Annotated in this window: 18 protein-coding genes and 3 tRNA genes; 4 read left to right on the plus strand and 17 right to left on the minus strand. The window is 38.5% G+C overall.

The features are described 5' to 3' along the window. Window positions 1-13: 13 nt before the first annotated feature. The 3 genes from ACFCYJ_RS19440 to ACFCYJ_RS19450 form a co-directional block, all read right to left on the minus strand. Window positions 14-2,407, minus strand: coding sequence for a SpoIIE family protein phosphatase (locus tag ACFCYJ_RS19440; RefSeq protein ID WP_376075984.1), 2,394 nt, complete (start codon window positions 2,405-2,407; stop codon window positions 14-16). A 269-nt stretch (window positions 2,408-2,676) separates the two neighbouring features. After that, complete coding sequence (locus ACFCYJ_RS19445; protein ID WP_376075985.1) at window positions 2,677-2,799, minus strand: hypothetical protein; 123 nt, start codon at window positions 2,797-2,799, stop codon at window positions 2,677-2,679. 82 nt (window positions 2,800-2,881) lie between these two features. Beyond that, a complete protein-coding gene (locus ACFCYJ_RS19450; RefSeq protein ID WP_376075987.1) occupies window positions 2,882-3,100 on the minus strand; it encodes a hypothetical protein in 219 nt (72 codons plus the stop codon). Between the two features lie 140 nt (window positions 3,101-3,240). On the opposite strand from ACFCYJ_RS19450, the gene ACFCYJ_RS19455 reads away from it, so the two are divergent. From ACFCYJ_RS19455 to ACFCYJ_RS19465, 3 genes are all read left to right on the plus strand, one after another. Then, window positions 3,241-3,315, plus strand: a tRNA-Gly gene (locus tag ACFCYJ_RS19455). Window positions 3,316-3,325: 10 nt separating this feature from the next. Continuing rightward, window positions 3,326-3,402 (plus strand) — tRNA-Met (locus ACFCYJ_RS19460). Window positions 3,403-3,407: 5 nt separating this feature from the next. Further along, window positions 3,408-3,479 (plus strand) — tRNA-Glu (locus ACFCYJ_RS19465). A 108-nt stretch (window positions 3,480-3,587) separates the two neighbouring features. Here the strand turns inward: ACFCYJ_RS19465 and ACFCYJ_RS19470 are convergent. Further along, window positions 3,588-3,809, minus strand: a complete 222-nt coding sequence (locus ACFCYJ_RS19470; RefSeq protein ID WP_376075989.1) for a hypothetical protein — start codon at window positions 3,807-3,809, stop codon at window positions 3,588-3,590. A gap of 133 nt (window positions 3,810-3,942) precedes the next feature. Between ACFCYJ_RS19470 and ACFCYJ_RS19475 the strand changes: the two genes are divergently transcribed. Continuing rightward, window positions 3,943-4,194: a hypothetical protein gene (locus ACFCYJ_RS19475; RefSeq protein WP_376075990.1), complete on the plus strand. Its 252-nt coding sequence runs from the start codon at window positions 3,943-3,945 to the stop codon at window positions 4,192-4,194. A gap of 143 nt (window positions 4,195-4,337) precedes the next feature. Here ACFCYJ_RS19475 and ACFCYJ_RS19480 read toward each other — a convergent pair whose 3' ends face one another. The 13 genes from ACFCYJ_RS19480 to ACFCYJ_RS19540 form a co-directional block, all read right to left on the minus strand. Next, the gene (locus ACFCYJ_RS19480) at window positions 4,338-4,775 is read right to left on the minus strand and encodes a S1 domain-containing RNA-binding protein (protein ID WP_008180281.1); all 438 of its coding nucleotides are present in this window, start codon (window positions 4,773-4,775) and stop codon (window positions 4,338-4,340) included. Window positions 4,776-4,908: 133 nt separating this feature from the next. Next, entirely contained in the window at window positions 4,909-5,391 is a 483-nt protein-coding gene (locus ACFCYJ_RS19485; protein ID WP_376075992.1) for an FtsB family cell division protein, read from the minus strand. 17 nt (window positions 5,392-5,408) lie between these two features. Continuing rightward, on the minus strand, window positions 5,409-5,900 hold the full coding sequence (gene yabQ, locus ACFCYJ_RS19490; RefSeq protein ID WP_376075994.1) for a spore cortex biosynthesis protein YabQ: 492 nt from the start codon (window positions 5,898-5,900) through the stop codon (window positions 5,409-5,411). After that, the gene (gene yabP, locus ACFCYJ_RS19495; protein ID WP_004229167.1) at window positions 5,897-6,196 is read right to left on the minus strand and encodes a sporulation protein YabP; all 300 of its coding nucleotides are present in this window, start codon (window positions 6,194-6,196) and stop codon (window positions 5,897-5,899) included. Before yabP ends, yabQ begins: the two co-directional genes overlap by 4 nt. Before the next feature lie 149 nt (window positions 6,197-6,345). Further along, the gene (locus ACFCYJ_RS19500; RefSeq protein WP_376075996.1) at window positions 6,346-6,636 is read right to left on the minus strand and encodes an RNA-binding S4 domain-containing protein; all 291 of its coding nucleotides are present in this window, start codon (window positions 6,634-6,636) and stop codon (window positions 6,346-6,348) included. A 4-nt stretch (window positions 6,637-6,640) separates the two neighbouring features. After that, window positions 6,641-8,101, minus strand: coding sequence for a bifunctional methyltransferase/pyrophosphohydrolase YabN (yabN, locus tag ACFCYJ_RS19505; RefSeq protein WP_376075998.1), 1,461 nt, complete (start codon window positions 8,099-8,101; stop codon window positions 6,641-6,643). Window positions 8,102-8,110: 9 nt separating this feature from the next. Continuing rightward, on the minus strand, window positions 8,111-9,733 hold the full coding sequence (locus ACFCYJ_RS19510; RefSeq protein ID WP_376075999.1) for a putative polysaccharide biosynthesis protein: 1,623 nt from the start codon (window positions 9,731-9,733) through the stop codon (window positions 8,111-8,113). 148 nt (window positions 9,734-9,881) lie between these two features. Then, window positions 9,882-10,418, minus strand: a complete 537-nt coding sequence (spoVT, locus tag ACFCYJ_RS19515) for a stage V sporulation protein T (protein ID WP_197142735.1) — start codon at window positions 10,416-10,418, stop codon at window positions 9,882-9,884. A gap of 706 nt (window positions 10,419-11,124) precedes the next feature. Then, window positions 11,125-14,637: a transcription-repair coupling factor gene (gene mfd, locus ACFCYJ_RS19520; RefSeq protein ID WP_376076001.1), complete on the minus strand. Its 3,513-nt coding sequence runs from the start codon at window positions 14,635-14,637 to the stop codon at window positions 11,125-11,127. A 580-nt stretch (window positions 14,638-15,217) separates the two neighbouring features. Then, window positions 15,218-15,445, minus strand: coding sequence for an anti-sigma-F factor Fin (locus ACFCYJ_RS19525; RefSeq protein WP_004229176.1), 228 nt, complete (start codon window positions 15,443-15,445; stop codon window positions 15,218-15,220). A 223-nt stretch (window positions 15,446-15,668) separates the two neighbouring features. Next, window positions 15,669-16,229, minus strand: a complete 561-nt coding sequence (gene pth, locus ACFCYJ_RS19530; protein ID WP_376076002.1) for an aminoacyl-tRNA hydrolase — start codon at window positions 16,227-16,229, stop codon at window positions 15,669-15,671. A 268-nt stretch (window positions 16,230-16,497) separates the two neighbouring features. Further along, a complete protein-coding gene (locus tag ACFCYJ_RS19535) occupies window positions 16,498-17,088 on the minus strand; it encodes a 50S ribosomal protein L25/general stress protein Ctc (protein WP_376076004.1) in 591 nt (196 codons plus the stop codon). 296 nt (window positions 17,089-17,384) lie between these two features. After that, complete coding sequence (locus ACFCYJ_RS19540) at window positions 17,385-18,344, minus strand: ribose-phosphate diphosphokinase (protein WP_370047888.1); 960 nt, start codon at window positions 18,342-18,344, stop codon at window positions 17,385-17,387. Between the last annotated feature and the right edge of the window lie 16 nt (window positions 18,345-18,360).

Raw genomic sequence — 18,360 nt, forward strand, 5'->3', positions numbered from 1 at the left:
TTTTCGTTCTCTATTATGATGAATTGCTCATAGAGTGTTGAACCGGTCTAAACACAGCCCATGTAGGCACAACATGTGTAACCTCTAACATTAATACAGTGCAATCGTCTTCAATGGCATAGTAAGATTGAAAAGATTGCATAATCGTCGTTAGTTTTTCCTGGATGGTTTTAGTAGTGCTTGCTACCTGCTGGGCATACGCTAAAAATGTCTCTTCCTGCTCGTCCCAATCATCAACACTTGAAAATAATCCATCAGAGTGCATCAAAATTACATCGCCCGCCTTAAGCTTTCTTTTTTCCGCCTCTACTGCTGAAATGGATAAAAAACCTACTGGCGCTGCATTACTTTCAACCTTCAGCACCTCTTTCCCACGTAAAATGTACGTAGACATTCCCCCAGCCTTCCACGACCATAAATCACCGTGTTGTAAATCGACAAGTGCAAAATCAAGCGTTGCATACATATCATCTTGTTGCTTTAAGGACATGACATAATGCAACGTATGCATCGCCGTCTCTGGATTCATATTGTAATTTAAACATTCTCGCATTAAATGTATTAACTTTCTACTCTCATGCTGTGCTTCTTTACTCTGACCCATACCATCTGACAATAAAATTGCAAATAGTCCTGGATGTAATTGAAATAATGCATGGGAATCACCGGAATATAACGTCGCATCTTTAGACATGCTATATATATCATACTCTACTTCAAAGCTAATAGCTGATCTAAAGCTTACCTGAATATGACGAAATGGTATATCACTTGCTACTACTTTTTCAATTTCAAATGGTTCTTCAAAAATGTCATATAAAATTGGCAATATCATCCGTTCAGCTAATGTTGTGTCTTCCTCCCAATTGACTCGTGCTGGTGCTAAAGCGCAGACAATTTTTCGCGCTCCCGGCTTATTACTTAGCACATCTAGTTGAAAACATTCAATATGTGCATCCTTTAATCGTTGGGTAATGTCTTTTTCCACACTAACGAATGAAATAGTCTCTTCTTTCATCTCCGCTATTAACTGATTTAGATGATTACTCATATCACGTAGCTGAAGCGCAATCATTTTCTTACCATGAAAATACTGTCCATTAATGCGTTCTCTGTACAGCTCTGTTTCCAATTCTTCGAAAATTTTCGTTGATTTTACGCATTTATAGCGTATTTGTTCTTCGACACGATGCAGAGAAGAATCCTTCCCAACGCCCTTCATATGGAACCAGTCTGTCATAAGCTTGTCCATTCCGTTATTTTGCGCTCCCCAACAGCGATCATAGCGGAAACAGCTTAAGCATGTATTCATCGGTGACACTTCCTTCGCCTCTTCTATTGGGGCTGTCATAAAGCGCTCAAACACAAGCTCCTTCATAAATTGTACAAAATGCTGAAAATGCTCTAATTTAAACGCAACATGCTCTGTTAACCAATTTTGACGGGCAAGTAAGACCTCTTCGCGCTGCGGAAACAGCTTGTCCCGAACCTTATCAGAATATTTTTTTGGGATGGTTAGAAAAATAATACTCCCAACAGCAATCGATGTAAAATGAACGCTATCTAACGGCAATGTTGCATCGTAAAATAAAAAAAACACACTTGGCAAAATACTACCAATTGCTACACCAAATCTTCCAACGCGAGCACCCATCCCTGCACACAATCCCGTTAAGGTGGCTACAGACAGCATACCCGTAAATGAAAGTTTTGCAACACCAATAAGAGTTCCGAGCACGGCTCCGATAACCGTCGCTAATGGTACACTTCCTACTAACGCACCGAAGCAAATGAATAGTTGTAATAAAAAAACGGGCAGTGAAAAATAGCTAATGACAACTGCTTGCATCCCTGTAAGCATAGCAGCGAATACAACTAATCCAGAGCCTAGCTTCTCATAAGTCCAATGAGTCGTAAACCACTCATGAGAATTGACAAACAACACTTGTATAAACAGCGTCATAATAAGAGCTAAAGCCGCTTCACAACCTACATAAAATTGCACAAGCACCGGTGGTAAACCTTGATACATAACTCCCTGCCACATTATTTGCACAAATAGTACCGATAAGGAGACTGCTATACTTTGTGGTAGCTGCCAATAGCGGAAGCGCATGATACATTCATACATGACGATTTGTAATGCTAAAATGAAGACTTGTCCAAGACCAAGGAAAAAACATCCTATCAGACCACCAAACAAAACATATTTGGCGTATTCCTTATACTTCGTTCGAATAATTGCCCAAAAAGGAACCGAGAAAGGCACGGCTGCTTCAAATACAACGGACTGAGCTAAAAAGAAGGATGTTAAAAAAAATAAAGAGCCTATTAACAATTGCCTTTTTTTTACTCCTGATTTTTGTTCGTCTACATTTGCCGTGTTATACCATTCAATACTCGTCATTTCACTATCCCCTTTCCGCACTTTGGAGTTATTATAAAAAATTATGTATGGAAAGATTGTCTGACGGTGGCAGAAAAAAATATAAACATTTCGACGAATACATATGCATAAATACGAGAAATGGCAACAATTTCTACATAAACTATTAAGCTGTACAAGATTAGAAACATTTCTTCGTATGGGGCAGGTCTTAAATGACGGAAAATTTAATTAATTTTGTTCTGCTGTCGTTATATAAGATACTTTACAAAATCTATACCCCGAGAGGTCTAATGCCCCTTCATCCATTCTTTTTCATCGATTGATGTTCCTTTATTCGTCATAATTACTCTAGTCAACAGTGTCGATGATACTTTTCTACTTAAGAACAAAAGGTTTGATAAATTTCCCATAAAAAGAGCTCATCACCAAAAGTTGCGGATGTCATTTATTATAAAATTGAGTGGAGACTAGGAGACTCCTTGGGAATTAGCGTCACAGATGAGACCTTGCAGTGCATATGGGGACGAAGGCTAAAAGCATCCTGTCCTGTGCTAACACCTCCGTGACCAACATCTTGCCGCTTCGCTTTCGCACAGAAAACATTTGTTGCTGCCGCTTCGCTTTCGCACAGAAAACATTTGTTGCTCCGACGCCCCCAGGAGAGCGCCAAGTGAGGACGGAAATCAACCAGACGTTATGTTGATGAGCCATCAAAAGATAATACTCCCTCTTTTTATTAGCAAATCTTTAATTAATGAATAAAACCATATATTTTTATTAATTTTTTTTAAAAAACTACTTGACGTTAGTAACAAAGGCTTGTATTATATAACTTGTTGTTAAAACAAAACGCGGAAGTAGTTCAGTGGTAGAACACCACCTTGCCAAGGTGGGGGTCGCGAGTTCGAACCTCGTCTTCCGCTCCATAATCTTATTGGCGGCCTAGCTCAGCTGGCTAGAGCGTACGGTTCATACCCGTAAGGTCGGGGGTTCGATCCCCTCGGCCGCCACCATAGTAGGCCCCTTGGTCAAGTGGTTAAGACACCGCCCTTTCACGGCGGTAACACGGGTTCGAATCCCGTAGGGGTCATCTCAAACAGGCGTCTCAGAATTATTTCTGAGACGCCTGTTTTTTTGTAACTTAACAGTGCAACAGCCTTTTAAACTACAAAGTAACATATTAGCAATATCACATTACTTATTTTTTCACTGTATGAGACGCAGGAGCAACAAGTAGAGGAACGAAGGCTAAAAAACATCCTGTCCTATAATGACGGCTTCTCGGCCAACTCTCCGTTGTTGTTGTTGTTGCTGTCGCTTCGCTTTCGCACAGACAAAACCCCGTTGTTGCTGTCGCTTCGCTTTCGCACAGACAAAACCCCGTTGTTGCTGTCGCTACGTTAGCACTTTGCTTTCGCACATAAACATCTGTTGCTGCCGCTCATTGGAAAGCGCCCAGTAGAAACAGAATCAGCCCCACATTATGGTGATACTCTGAAAAATATGGCATACTAATAATGAAAAGAACGTGTTAACTAGGAGGTTTATTTCCTTTGAGTTCATTAACTAAAGCTGCTTTAATTTGCGGAAGCGGCTCTATGATTATTCTCGTATCCATTCTTCTAAATTTACCATTTGCTGTACAAATATTTTTACTCCTAACCGGATTAGCGGTTAGTGTATACGGTGTGTTTTTACTCGTCAAAATGGTTGTTAATCCAGCCGAAAAGACTTCAGAAACACTCACTGAACAATCATCCGTACCAGCTCCTAAAAAGAAGAACAGACCAACATCCACGTTGTAGGACGACACGTAGATCCTACTAGAAAAGTTATTATGACTTATAGCTAGATGCGATGGAAAGATTATTAAAAAAGGGATTAGCTTAATACAAGCTAATCCCAACTCTATTTATACACTTTTTCTACGATTAAAACAGTCAGCAAACTACCCTCTTCTAGCTCCGCGACCACCGCGTTTTGACTCTGTAGCACGTTTTAGTGTTGCTAGACGTTCATCACTATCTTTTAAGAAACGTGCCATCTTTTGTTCAAAATTCTCTTTTGGTTGATGGCGATCGTTACGATCATTAGAACGATTATCGCGACGTGGACGTGCTGGACGCTCTGGACGCTCTGGTCTCTCTGCTTGAGGCTTTGCTTTACGGATTGAAAGACCGATCTTTCCGTCCGCTTCAACATTCATCACTTTTACTTCAACTTCATCTCCAACTTTTAGATGCTCATTGATATCTTTTACATAATTGTCAGCAACTTCACTGATGTGTACTAAGCCTGTTTTGCCATCTGGCAGCTCAACGAATGCTCCAAAATTTGTGATTCCTGTTACTTTACCTTGTACCTTGCTGCCTACTTCAATTGACATAAAAAAAATGCTCCTCCTTAAAAATTAAGCGACTCTTTTGAGTCATGTAATCAATTTATCAAACTTTTTACTACAATAAGTTTCTCTCTTCATTATATATAACAAAAAAAGAGTGTCAACAATACATAGCTTTTCAGTCGTCTTTTTTACCTTTCTTTTCTGATACGGCGTCCTTTTTATCTGGTATATCGCCCTTTTTTTCTTTTTCATCTTTTTCATCTTTTTCATCTTTTTCATCCGGCATAATGAAAATTCTTTCGCCTTCTTTGGATAGGAAATACTCTTTGCGTAGTAACTTTGCGATATACTCATCATTCTCTAACTGTTTAATTCTAAGATTTAATGATTCTCGCTCTTCTTTCAAATCAGAAAGATGCTCCTTCGCTTCAACCTTTTCCTGCTCTTTTGCAGCTAGCGTTTCATTTTGATTCAAAAGTATATTTAAGAGAACGGCAATAATAACGACTGGTACAATCGCAAAAAAGGCAATACGGCGCATTTTCCGTTTTCGCGCTTCAATTTTACGATTTATAGCTTTATCCGTGTTACGGACATAGTCATTATCAAGTTTAGTATAGTTTTGTTTGCGATCATTTGATGAACGACGTTTAGTCATGCCCGCACCTCCGAAAGTTATTGTTGTCTTTTATTATACTTTATAAATCGAAATTTTTTTAAAAAAGTGTTGGACAAATACGAATAAATTTTGACAAAAGGTCTTAAAACAAATGCTCCAATACTTATTAATATATTAAAAATTTGTCGAATGGTAGCAAATATTAATCGTATGATGAACCACAAAGGTCTCCATGTTATATTCACTAAAACCCTTGCGATGAAACGTAAAAAAGTCTGAAAAAATGTTTGATACAAAAAAATTCCGGCTATTTGCGCTAGCGGGTCATAAGCCCGCCAAGCGCCATCTTTTAGCCAAAATAATAAATAGTATGTCATACCCCCAAGCAGAATCCAGGTAAGTAGTTCAAATACCATCATCCATCTTCGAAGGCTTGACCTTTTTGGAGTTGAAAAAACAATGAGCCTTACACTATCAATAATGAATCCGACTGCTATACCGCTCAAAACCATGACTAATAGTTGAACAAATTGTTCACTAACAATCATCCAAATAACTTATGAAGGAAACCTTTCGAGAAGCCACTTTCCTCCTCGTCATACTGTAAGGTTTTTACAGTTCCTTCAAGTGTCAATAACCCTTTGTCAACATCTAAATGAACGATATGCAGTTCTTCTCCACGGATTAACAAATGCCCTTGGGACGTCTTGATGAAAAACTCTTCCTGATCAAAGCGTTCAATTGATTTTACAGAAGTCATGTCCATTCTTTTACGATTACGAATCGTTAAAATATGCTCTCCAGATGGAATTGTGTAACGGTTACTTTCTTGATGTAGCGTCATTTTCTTCCTCCTTTAGTCGTCCTAGCTTCTGTTCACTTTATGCGGACAACCTTAAAAGCATGACAACTTTATTAAAGTTGTTACACTTTTATCCCCCATTTACGGAAAAAGCCATGGACAACTTCAGAAGACTCCTACACTATTATTAATTAGTCATCATCATCAATAAATTCAGGTTCAATTTTTTCAAGGCGCTCTTCCTTCAAAATAGTAAACATTTTTGCGGCATCTTCTTTTTTCACAGTATCACGTAATTCCTCTACACGCGCTGTCACAATTTTTTGTCCAAAACGAATAGCTAGCTCATCGCCAACTTTAACAGCACTACTAGCTTTCGCGACCTTACCATTGATCGTAATACGACCTTGGTCTGCTACTTCCTTCGCTAATGTACGACGTTTAATTAAACGTGATACTTTTAAAAATTTATCTAATCGCATATTTTTACTCCTTTTCTAGCTGCTTCGCTTCATTCCAGAAAGCATCTAATTGTTCTAATGTATAATCAGAAAATGGTTTTCCGCTTTCCTTTACCTTTGCTTCCACATAACCAAAGCGGCTCGCAAACTTCTCATTCGCATGTAACATAGCCTCTTCTGGAGATAGCTTGTAGAAACGCGCTAAATTCACAAGCGTGAACAAGACATCTCCAAATTCATCAAGACGTGACGCATTAGTACCTTTCGTCACCTCATTACGAAATTCCTGCCATTCCTCCGCAAACTTATCCCATGCGCCCTCTACATCAGGCCAATCAAATCCTACCTTCGCAGCTCTTTTTTGATAATTATATGCTGTTTGTAGAGCAGAGGACGCCCGGTATTCCTCTTTTAATAGCGGCTTATCACTTATACCCTTTTCTTCCGCTTTTATAACTTCCCAATTTGCTACAACACCTTCTGCATCTTCCACCAATACATCTCCAAACACATGCGGGTGTCGACGAATCATTTTTTCACTTATTGAAGATAATACATCTTCCAATGTAAAGTAACCTTGATCTTCTCCGATTTGTGCATGAAGGAATACTTGTAATAGTACATCTCCAAGCTCCTCGATCATCGCAAAGTCATCCTCTGCATCTACCGCTGCCAAATATTCGTGTGCTTCTTCTAGTAAATATTTTTTCAGTGATTCATGTGTTTGCTTTTGATCCCACGGACAGCCATTCGGACCTCGTAAAACAGCAATAATTTGACGGAAAGTTGTCCAGTCTCGTAAAGCGTCCTCTTGTGATTTCACAGGCGGCACATATACCGTTGTTAAATTGTCCACCTCAACGCTTTGGTCGAGCTCATAAAGTGGTACTGTCACTAATTTTTCCTGTGACGAGCCCGCTGCTGTAACGACTGTAACAGGATATTCGTCATCGTATTTCTCCATTAACGTTAGCTTTACTTCCGATGCACTGAATGTATCATACACTTGAGCTATTAAAATATGTTGACGCATGTTAATATCATGCATAGAAAAGCTAGTGCCATCCAGCAGTTGAAAACCCTCAATCGGGTCGATTTTTAACGCGCCAAATATTGGATCTAAGAAGCTTTGCCCACCTTCAATGACTAAGTTTACTTTTCCTGCATCCGCGGCAGCAATAAGCAATTGTACAGTTTGCTCCGCAACTAGTGGATGTCCTGGTACAGCGTACATTACATCTTCAATCGCTGCAGCAGCCACAAGTTTTTCAGCAATTTCTTCATACACGGGCTGGAACGAATTATGTTTTTCATAGATTGTGTCAAAGCTTTCAAATTGTAAGCCCTCAGCTGATAATTCTTCTAATACCGGATGATCAACTGTACGAACATATAATTTTCTAGCAGCTTTTAATTTTTTATAGACACCCATTTGCAGCTGATTTAAATCACCCGCACCTAGACCAATAACTGTTAAAGTATTCAATAATTCCACCTACTTCTTCCGATTTAACCATAATTGATAAACTGCCATCTTGCGCCCAAACGGTAGTAAGTACCACTCTTTTTCGGCTAGCACTCGTAACTTAGCAATTATTGTCATCATTACAAATGCACCTAAACTCACGGCTGTTAAACCTGCTACCACTGCGACAAATCGAGGTGATAAGAATTGATTTAACAACGATGGTATAAACTGCAACCAAACTAGTACTACAGCTGCCATGCTGAGTGATGCTATTCCAACTTTCTTGTAAAAATTGGCTGGCGCTAATTGAATGGCAGTTATTTTCTTTAAATAGAAAACAAGCATGAGAGCAGTAAACAACAGACCCACATTGTTAGCAATTGCCGCACCTAATACACCAAACAAACTAATTGTCAGCACATTCAATATTATTTTTAACATAAAGCCTACAATCAAAAATAAAGCCGGCTTTTTTAATTTACCATACCCTTGCAGAATAGCTGTAAATGTCAAAATAATCGACAAAGGCACAATTTGTAACACATATACCATGAGTACTTCCGACAGCGCATCTGTTTTAAAGAGCATTGCGTTTATATAAGGCATAACAAGTATTAAACCTAAAGATGCTGCCCACCCAAATAATACAGACGCTCTATACGTTAATTGTATAAACGGAATTGCACTACGGCCTCCCTGTCTTTTGGACATATGTGCAACAAGGGGTACAATAGCAAGTGAAAGTGAAGAAGCAATAACAACTCCGAGCTGCACCAATGGTTGCCCACGATCATAAACGCCTTTTGTTGCCTTAGCTACCTTCTGATCCATACCACTTTCTACTAATAGTGAATAAATTGTAAAGGAATCAACTAGCTGATAGCCAAGCAACAATAGACCACTCATGCTTACACTTAAACTTAGCAATGTGACCTCTTTAATAATGGGGATACTTTCGATACGTCGCCGCTGTTTCTTATCATTAAATAGACCAAAACGTTTTTTAAAGATAAACGCAAGTAATATAAAGCCTACAATTTCTCCAATAACTGTACCTATTATAGCCATTTGTCCAGCACTATATAGTGATTCTGTCGTCTTCATAATGATAAATGTACCTGCTAAAATGACGGATACCCTCACAGCTTGTTCAAGGACTTGTGCATAAGCAACTGGCTCCATAATACCTCTTGATTGGAAGCCACCCTTTAAAATAGCAAGTGCTGGCATAACAAGTGTTATAAATGAACCCGTCCGTATTAAAGGAGCAAGCTGAGTATCGCCCATGAGCCGTGCAATTATTTCAGCTCCACCAAATAAAACACAAAAAAACAACAACGATAGTACTGTTAAATAACGAAAAACAATACGCATAATACCGCTTCGTTTCTGATTTCGCTCTAGCGGGTCTAAAACACAATCATTATCTGCAAGCATTTTAGAAATAGCTACTGCAAATCCACTAGATGTCCATACGACAAAAATAGATATAACTGGATACACTTGCTGATAAATATAAAATCCTTCATCACCAACAAGGTTTTGAAAAGGCACACGATAAATTGCACTAAGAACCTTCACAATAAGGGCAGCAATTGTAAGTAAGGCCGCGCCCTTCATGTAGCTTTTCATGCCAAAACGTTCCGACATAAATTGCCCTCTTTCCTTCTTTAACAATGCCAATAGTATAGCATATCTCAAAAGTTTGACGCGCTCGATAGGGTTACCATAAAACTATGTACGAAAAAAAAGTTATTGTTCAGCCTAAAAAGGTCCGCGCAATAACTTTCAATTCTCATCAACTATTCATTTGTTTAGCTAAGAAGTTAGCAGCTGTTTCTGCAACTTTCACTTCAACCTCACCGACAAAATGTACCTTAGATAAAACGATAATACAACCGATTGGATCACCATTTACCATAATAGGTGTTGCACAATAAGACTTCACTTGCTCATATTGTCCAGGAACAATCTCGATAGTTGTTTCCATTTTTTCTATTTTTGTTGAACGCTCTTCCATAAAACTTTCCGCAAAGGATGTAATACGACGATTAATATACTCTTTCTTACCGATTCCTGCGACAGCAATTACTTCATCACGGTCGGTTACAAATGCTGGAGTACCTAACGTTTCATATAACGTTTCTACATATTCCCTTGCAAATTCTCCTAAATCATTAATTGGAGAATATTTCTTTAAAATGACTTCACCTTCACGGTCTGTATAAATTTCTAGTGGGTCACCCTCGCGAATACGTAGCGTCCTACGAATTTCTTTTGGAATAACCACACGCCCTAAATCATCAATACGACGAACAATTCCTGTTGCCTTCATTCTTAATCCTCGCTTTCGCTACAATGAAAATTTTTTTCAACTTTAGTATGGTTTTTTATGAAGCAATCTATGCAAAAACTGAAGAAATAGGATTTCACACCCAACAATATTTTTCAAAAAGGCCTTAAAACCTAAACAATTGTACTTCAAATACATTTAGCATGTAGAATTTTTAACTTCAATCAACTTATCTTAGATTAACCACAAAAACAAATTTTTATAAATAATTTATAAAAAATTTTTAACAAGAAATAATAATAATTCAACTTTTGTTATTGCGTCAATGAGCCAAAAGGATTCTTATGATAAAGACATTTTCACAGGATTTAATTCTTTTAACCTCCTCCCTCCTATTGGCTAGCTCCACGGTCTTATTTGCGAAATCGATATCCAAGAAGCCACTCCATCTACAGTCCATTCAAATTTTCAATTGGCATGCATCTTTTGGCACGTCACGCAAAGTTAATAATGGCAAAACAAAACTTCAGCAATGTATCTGTACGAAAGCAAGGAGCAGCATCAGCTGTTTTTTGTGTGTACGCGTAGTGCTAACGTTGCGTCTGCAACAAGGGTTTTTGTGCGTAAGCGCAGCGCTAACGTTACGTCTGCAACAGCGTCAACATTCACTAAGATCTCCTTGACGGTTTTGTTTTTTCTATAATAAAAAGCTGACCATTATCCTAGAGAGATAAGATCAGCTTTTCATCTATTGTTGTTTTTTTGCGTTAGCAATAATATGCATCATTTCTTCTAAAATATCAAAGGGTTGATATTTCCCACATTTTCGTTCATCAATCGTTAATTTCAATTGCATACCATCCATACCAAAACCGACAGCTCGTTCAAATTTCATGGATTCTTCAACTACTTTACTGCCATCAACTTGTACTGTCCCCTCTTCAGACAACAATATTGTGATAATTTTTTGCTTTTCTTTTACTGACAATACACCCGCACCTAAGCCCCATACCTTCATACGCGCAATTCGCAGTAAGCGCTCTGTTTCAATTGGAAGATCTCCGAAGCGATCCTCTAATTCCTCCGTGATTTCGCCATATTCCTCCACTTGATCCATTGCTTTAATACGTTTATACATTTGTATTTTTTGATAGCCGTCAGGAATGTATACATCTGGAATATACGCATCAATGCTCAATAAAATTTCAATGTCAGGCTTCTCTTCTTTTTTCACACCTGTTTGGCGCTCAGCAATCGCCTCTTCCAGCATTTGTGAATACAAGTCAAAACCAACAGAATCAATAAAGCCATGCTGCTGCGCTCCAAGCAGGTTACCAGCACCTCGAATAGATAAGTCACGCATAGCAATTTTGAATCCTGAACCTAACTCTGTAAATTCTTTAATCGCCTGTAATCGTTGCTCAGCTACATCTGTAAGAACTTTATCGCGTTGATACATAAAGTAAGCATATGCTACCCTATTAGAACGCCCAACACGCCCACGCAATTGATAAAGCTGTGCTAAGCCCATTCGATCAGCATCGTGAACAATCAATGTATTAACGTTCGGTATATCTACGCCGGTCTCAATAATGGTTGTTGTTACAAGCACGTCATAGGCACCTTCTAAAAATGCTAATATGACAGATTCTAATTCTGACTCCGTCATTTTGCCATGTGCATGCCCAATACGCGCTTCGGGGACAAGCGTTTGAATTTCATCGACCTTACGAGCCATATCCTCTACACGGTTGTATAAGTAGAATACTTGCCCACCACGCGCCATTTCTCTCTCAATAGCTTCCCGCACTAATGCACCACTATGCTCCATTACATAGGTTTGTACAGGGAAACGGTTTGCTGGTGGCGTTTCAATTACTGATAAATCACGAACACCTACCATCGACATATGAAGTGTTCTTGGAATCGGAGTTGCCGTTAGCGTTAATACATCGACATTCGTCTTAAGTTGTTTAATTTTTTCCTTATGCGTTACACCAAAACGTTGCTCCTCATCAACAATCAGTAGTCCAAGGTCTTGGAATAATAAATCTTTAGATAAAATTCGATGCGTTCCAACGACAATATCAACTTGCCCTTCTTTTAAGCCCTTTAACGTCGCTGTTTGCTCTTTTTTCGAACGGAAACGAGACAAGAGACCTACATTCATAGCAAAGTCTTGGAATCTCTCACGAATCGTTTCGTAATGCTGCTGCGCTAAAATCGTTGTCGGTACAAGGAAAGCTACCTGCTTACCATCCTGAATTGCTTTAAATGCGGCACGAATCGCTACCTCTGTTTTACCATACCCTACGTCCCCACACACAAGACGATCCATAGGACGCTCACGCTCCATATCGCGTTTTACTTCGATAATTGAACGTAGCTGATCCTCTGTTTCTTCATAAGGGAATGAAGCTTCAAAATTGCGTTGATCGTCGTTGTCAATCGCAAATGCATGACCCTTCTCAGCTTCACGTCTCGCATACAGCTTAATTAAATCATCAGCAATATCTTGGACAGCAGAGGATACCTTTGCTTTGGCTTTTTTCCACTCTGCTCCACCTAATTTATGTAGCTTCGGTTCACGGTCTTCAGATGCTACATATTTTTGGATTAAATCTATTTGCTCTACTGGAACATACAACTTATCATCTGCGCGGTATCGAATGTGTAGATAATCTTTATGTGTACCATTTACCTCTAGTGTTTCTAAACCAATATATTTCCCAATACCGTGATGTACATGTACAACATAGTCGCCAGGTTTAATTTCTGTATAGCTTTTGATACGTTCCGCGTTCGTCATTTTTTGAGGACGTGCTTTTTTCTTCGCCTGTTGTTTAAACAGCTCATCCTCTGTAACAATTACCAAGCGTTGTAATGGTAATTCAAAGCCACTAGATAGTGAGCCATCTACAATATAAATACCCGCTTCTGTCGGATTACCAATTGTCGTATGAATATCATATTCCTCAAGCATTTGCTGCACACGTTTAACACGTTCTTTATCTCTCGCAACAATTAATACTGTAAATTTACCAAGCAGCCAGCGTTCAATCTCACTTTGTAATAATGACATTTGACCATGAAATTGCTGCATTGGTTTACAAGAAAAGTTCGTCGTCTTATTAAAGGATACACCTGCAAAAGTTCGCGAAAATAATGAGAAATATAGTTTTTGCTGAGACAGCATTGCTAGAATTTCTTTTAAAGAGAACGCTGGCTTTACATCGTGCACCATTTTCCCTTCTTCAATTAGTGATAAAAACCACTCATCCTCTTCGCGCTCCCAGGCATCCATAACCTCCTGGATACGCCCGAGCTCATCAAACAGCACAATGCCATCATGTGCAAAATAATCTCCTAAATAGGCTGTTTTCTCATACAATAACGAACCATATTTATTTACGTAGTCCGGTAAATTCCCTTGCTGCAACAATTCAATATCATATTGAATATGCTGATACAGTAACTCTTTCGTCTCCTGCTTTTTAACTTTCTTTAAGCTTGTTGCTAATGCCGTTTCTAAACGACCTGCCAATGCCACTCTTTCTTCCTTTGTCAAAATAACTTCTGACGCAGGGAGGATACGAATCTTCTGCAATTTATCAATGGAACGCTGATCATCGGCAGAAAATGTTCGAATCGAGTCCACTTCCGTATCAAATAATTCTATACGAATCGGTGACTCTAAATATGGTGGATAAATATCTAATATGCCACCACGTAGCGCAAACTCTCCAGGTGTTGTCACCATCGAATTACGTACGTACCCCATCTCTACTAATGTTTGGAGCCACTCATCAATCTGAATATCCTCACCTACTGCTATTTGTAAAAAATACTGTAGCCAATGCTCTTTAGGCTGCATCATTTTACGTAAGCCCGCAACTGGTATCACATAAACAGCTTTTTCACCTCTAGCAAGACGATCGAGTGTTGCGATACGCTCAGCACGTAGCTCTGGGGAGGCAACAGACAAATCTGCAGCAATAAACTCATCGGCAGGATAATAATGAACATGCTCCTCACCTAAAAGTCCCGCCAGCTCGTCAGCCATTTTCTGAGCCTGCAATAGATTAGGAGATATAATATAAATAGGTTTTTGTACATATTCAAATAACGCATCGACCATTATCGGGCGCGCGCTTCCAGTTAATCCTGTAATAAGCTGTGTTGCAGAGTGACCGCTCTGAATCTCCTGTAAAAATGATGCGATATGTTTGTCTTGCATCACAAGCTGTCGTAAAACTTCCAATGTCAAAAGCCCCTTTCAGCGCATAATTCTCTTCGCCATTTCTAGTAATCTAGTACCATAATACGCATTTTTATTGTTTATTTTATAAATTATGCCTTGGCATAATTTCGTTCGGAATATGCTTTAGCATAGGCCTGCAGATGTTTTTTGTGCGAAAGCGCAATGTTAACGTAGCAGCAACAGGGTTTTATCTACGCGAAAGCGAAGCGGCAGCGTCAACAGGGTTTTATCTGCGCGAAAGCGAAGCGGCAGCGGCAACAACATGAGGGCCGACACATTGTCAGCCGTTTCAGTAATGCCTCAGAACGTGGTGTTCTTAGACTGAGTTCCTCCATTTCAGTAGATGTTTGAACACCTGTTGAAAAGCAACTTATACTTTCATTCATCTCACAACCTATAAAGGTGGAAGACTCCTGTCAATTCGCTGTCGTTACAAAGAACATCTGTAACTGCCGCTTTGCTTTCGCTCAAGAGACATCTGTAACTACCAATTCACTTTCGTTACAAAAAACATTTGTAGCAAGAAGTTAAACGGAAAAAGCTTTGAACGCACATGATGTGCGCCAAAGCATCCTTCCAATTATTGAATCCATTTATTGAGTGCGTGATAATCTGGATATTGTTTCAGCGAATCCTCACATTGCTCACAAATGCAGTGCACCGTCGTTTGTCCATGTTGATCTTTCTCAACATAATCATCCGCTTCACCCAATTCGAAAATATGTAGTTTTCGAATTGTATCATCTGCATCAAATGGTAGCGTCCCTATTTCTACTTCACAATGCCGACATCGGTATCGAACTGACATCTCCAAATCATCCTCCTTTAAGCAACTTTCTACTTAAAGTATAGACATTTCTAAAACAGATTATGCACTTCCAATTTTGCCTTAGCGCCATTTAGAATAGAGAATAGTTTTTGCATTGTGTTTAAGACTATACTATATATTTAATTAGCTGTAGTCGCAGGAAAAAACATTTTAATCGTCATCCTAAACAACTGTAATATCCATGCTACACTTTAACTTATTGTTACCCGTTAAAGTGATTCATCACATCAAGAAATGGCTTTGAAAGAGATGCTTCTACAGCATTTACACACTTTTCAATAGCTTCGCCAACGACAGCCTGATCTTCTTTTGAAAATTTCGATAACACGTAATCTGCTACCTTCATACCAGCTGGTGGGCGATTAACCCCAACTCGTATGCGATTAAATTCTTGTGTGCCTAAATGCTGAATTAATGATTTAATACCATTATGTCCTCCTGCACTACCTTTTTGACGCAAGCGTAATTTACCTGTTTCTAAATCTAAATCGTCATAAATAACAATTAAATCTTCCACATCAATATCAAAATAGTTCATTAGGGGACCAACACATTCCCCTGATAAATTCATATATGTTAAAGGTTTAACAAGTAGAACCTTTCCTTCAGGACGATGTACCATTGCATACATACCATTAAACTTTGAATTAGTTAAAGGTGCACCCCATTTTTCAGCTAATGCATCAATAACATCGAAGCCAATATTATGTCTTGTATGCTCATAAGGTTTACCTGGATTTCCCAAACCAACGATAATTTTCATAAGTACCCCTCTTCTTTCAAATCTAATAGTCATTATTTTACCATATCATGCACTCAGAAAGCAGTTTGTACAATTTTTGAAAGTAAAAGTTCAATAACAGCTTGATATTATTTAAAATCATCACTTCAACCATACCTATCGCAAAATGGTTAGGGCTTAAACAGGAAGCATACGCACGAATAACGTCGCCAATGCCCTTACTAAATAAAATACAAAAGGCTACAGAGGTAGCTTAGCTTCCTCTGTAGCCTTTCCTTAACAAATATTTTTACTCTTGTACCTGTTCACTATCTACTGTCGATTCTTCAACGACTGTTGGAGCCATAATTGATACCAATGTATGACCATTTTCACTGATAATATCAAAGTCAATCATATCTCGAATATCTGCTACCGTAATTGTTTCGCCAATTTTAAGTTCAGTAATATCAACTTCAATAGCTTCTGGTATATCTGCTGGTTTTACATTAATTTTCACATCTAGGTTAGGCTGCATTAATATGCCACCCACACTAACTCCAACTGACTCTCCAACAAGTTTAATAGGCACTTCAGCTTCTATTGCTTCGGACATATCAATTGCTAAAAAGTCGATATGATTTACTTCATCTTTCATAGAGCATTGTTGGATTTCTGATACAACAACATTCACTTTTTTACCATCTAACTCCATCGAAAACACACCATTTTGCCCATTCTTTTGAATGGATTTTCTGAACTCTTTCGCTGAAATAGAAATTGGGGTCGAATCTAATTTATAGCCGTAAATAACTGCAGGAATGGCTCCCCCTTTTCTAAGTTGGGTTAATGTCGAACGGTACCCAACTTCGCGCTTTTTAACACTTAATACTGTACTCATATCTTACTTCCCCTTCCAAGAAAAATTATTTACGCCTTATTATAAATGTCACTACTAGCTATGCTTTCGGAACAAAAAACATTTGCTTAAAGAAGTTAAAACAATGACATTTGATAAGGCTATAATAATATTTACCTCTATTTTTTATAAAGTAGTGTAAATATTATTAAGTCACAATTACTATTATACCCTTTTATAAGAAAATTCAAACAAAAGAAACTTATAAAAAGGACAAATCTACTTGCAAACGTAGATTTGTCCTTAATAAGCCACATATTGGGGCTCGTTTATATATATTAATCAAATAGAGTACTTACAGATTTATTTTCATAGACACGAGAGATTGCATCTGCCATCAATTTAGCTACTGAAAGCTCTGTAATTTTTGGAGATTTTTTCTCTTCTGGAAGCTGGATTGTATTTGTTACAACTAATTCTTTAATCGAAGAGTTTTCGATACGCTCGATTGCTGGGCCTGATAGTACTGGGTGAGAGCAACAAGCATAAACTTCTTTCGCGCCAGCAGCACGTAATGCATCCGCGCCGATTGTAATTGTACCTGCAGTGTCAATAATATCATCAATCAAGATTGCCACTTTACCATCAACATTACCAACAATGTTCATTACTTCTGCAACGTTTGGTTTTGGACGGCGTTTGTCAATAATTGCAATAGGTGCTTTTAAACGTTCTGCCATTTTACGAGCACGTGTTACACCACCATGGTCTGGGGAAACAACAACGATTTCTTCTTCTGGGATACCTTTTGATTTGAAGTGATCAGATAATAAAGGCACTGCCATCAAGTGATCGATTAAAATATCGAAGAAACCTTGGATTTGTGGTGCATGTAAATCTAAAACGATAACACGTGTTGCACCAGCTGTTTCAAGTAAGTTTGCTACTAATTTAGCTGTAATTGGCTCGCGTGCTTTTGCTTTACGGTCCTGACGAGCATATCCATAATAAGGCATTACAACGTTTACTGTACGAGCAGATGCGCGTTTTACAGCATCTACCATAATTAAAAGCTCCATTAAATGTTCGTTTACAGGCGCAGAAGTAGACTGCACGATAAACACATCACAACCACGAATACTTTCTTCAATGCTAATTTGAACCTCTCCATCGCTGAAGTGTTTAACAGAAGATTTACCTAATTCAACACCCATTTCTTGCGCAATTTCTTGAGCAAGCGGATTGTTAGAGTTAAGTGAAAATATTTTTAATTGTGAGTTTGCATAATGATACGGCATGATGGCCTCCTGTTTA

This window comes from Lysinibacillus sp. NPDC056232, assembly GCF_042267565.1.
Lineage (GTDB): Bacteria > Bacillota > Bacilli > Bacillales_A > Planococcaceae > Lysinibacillus.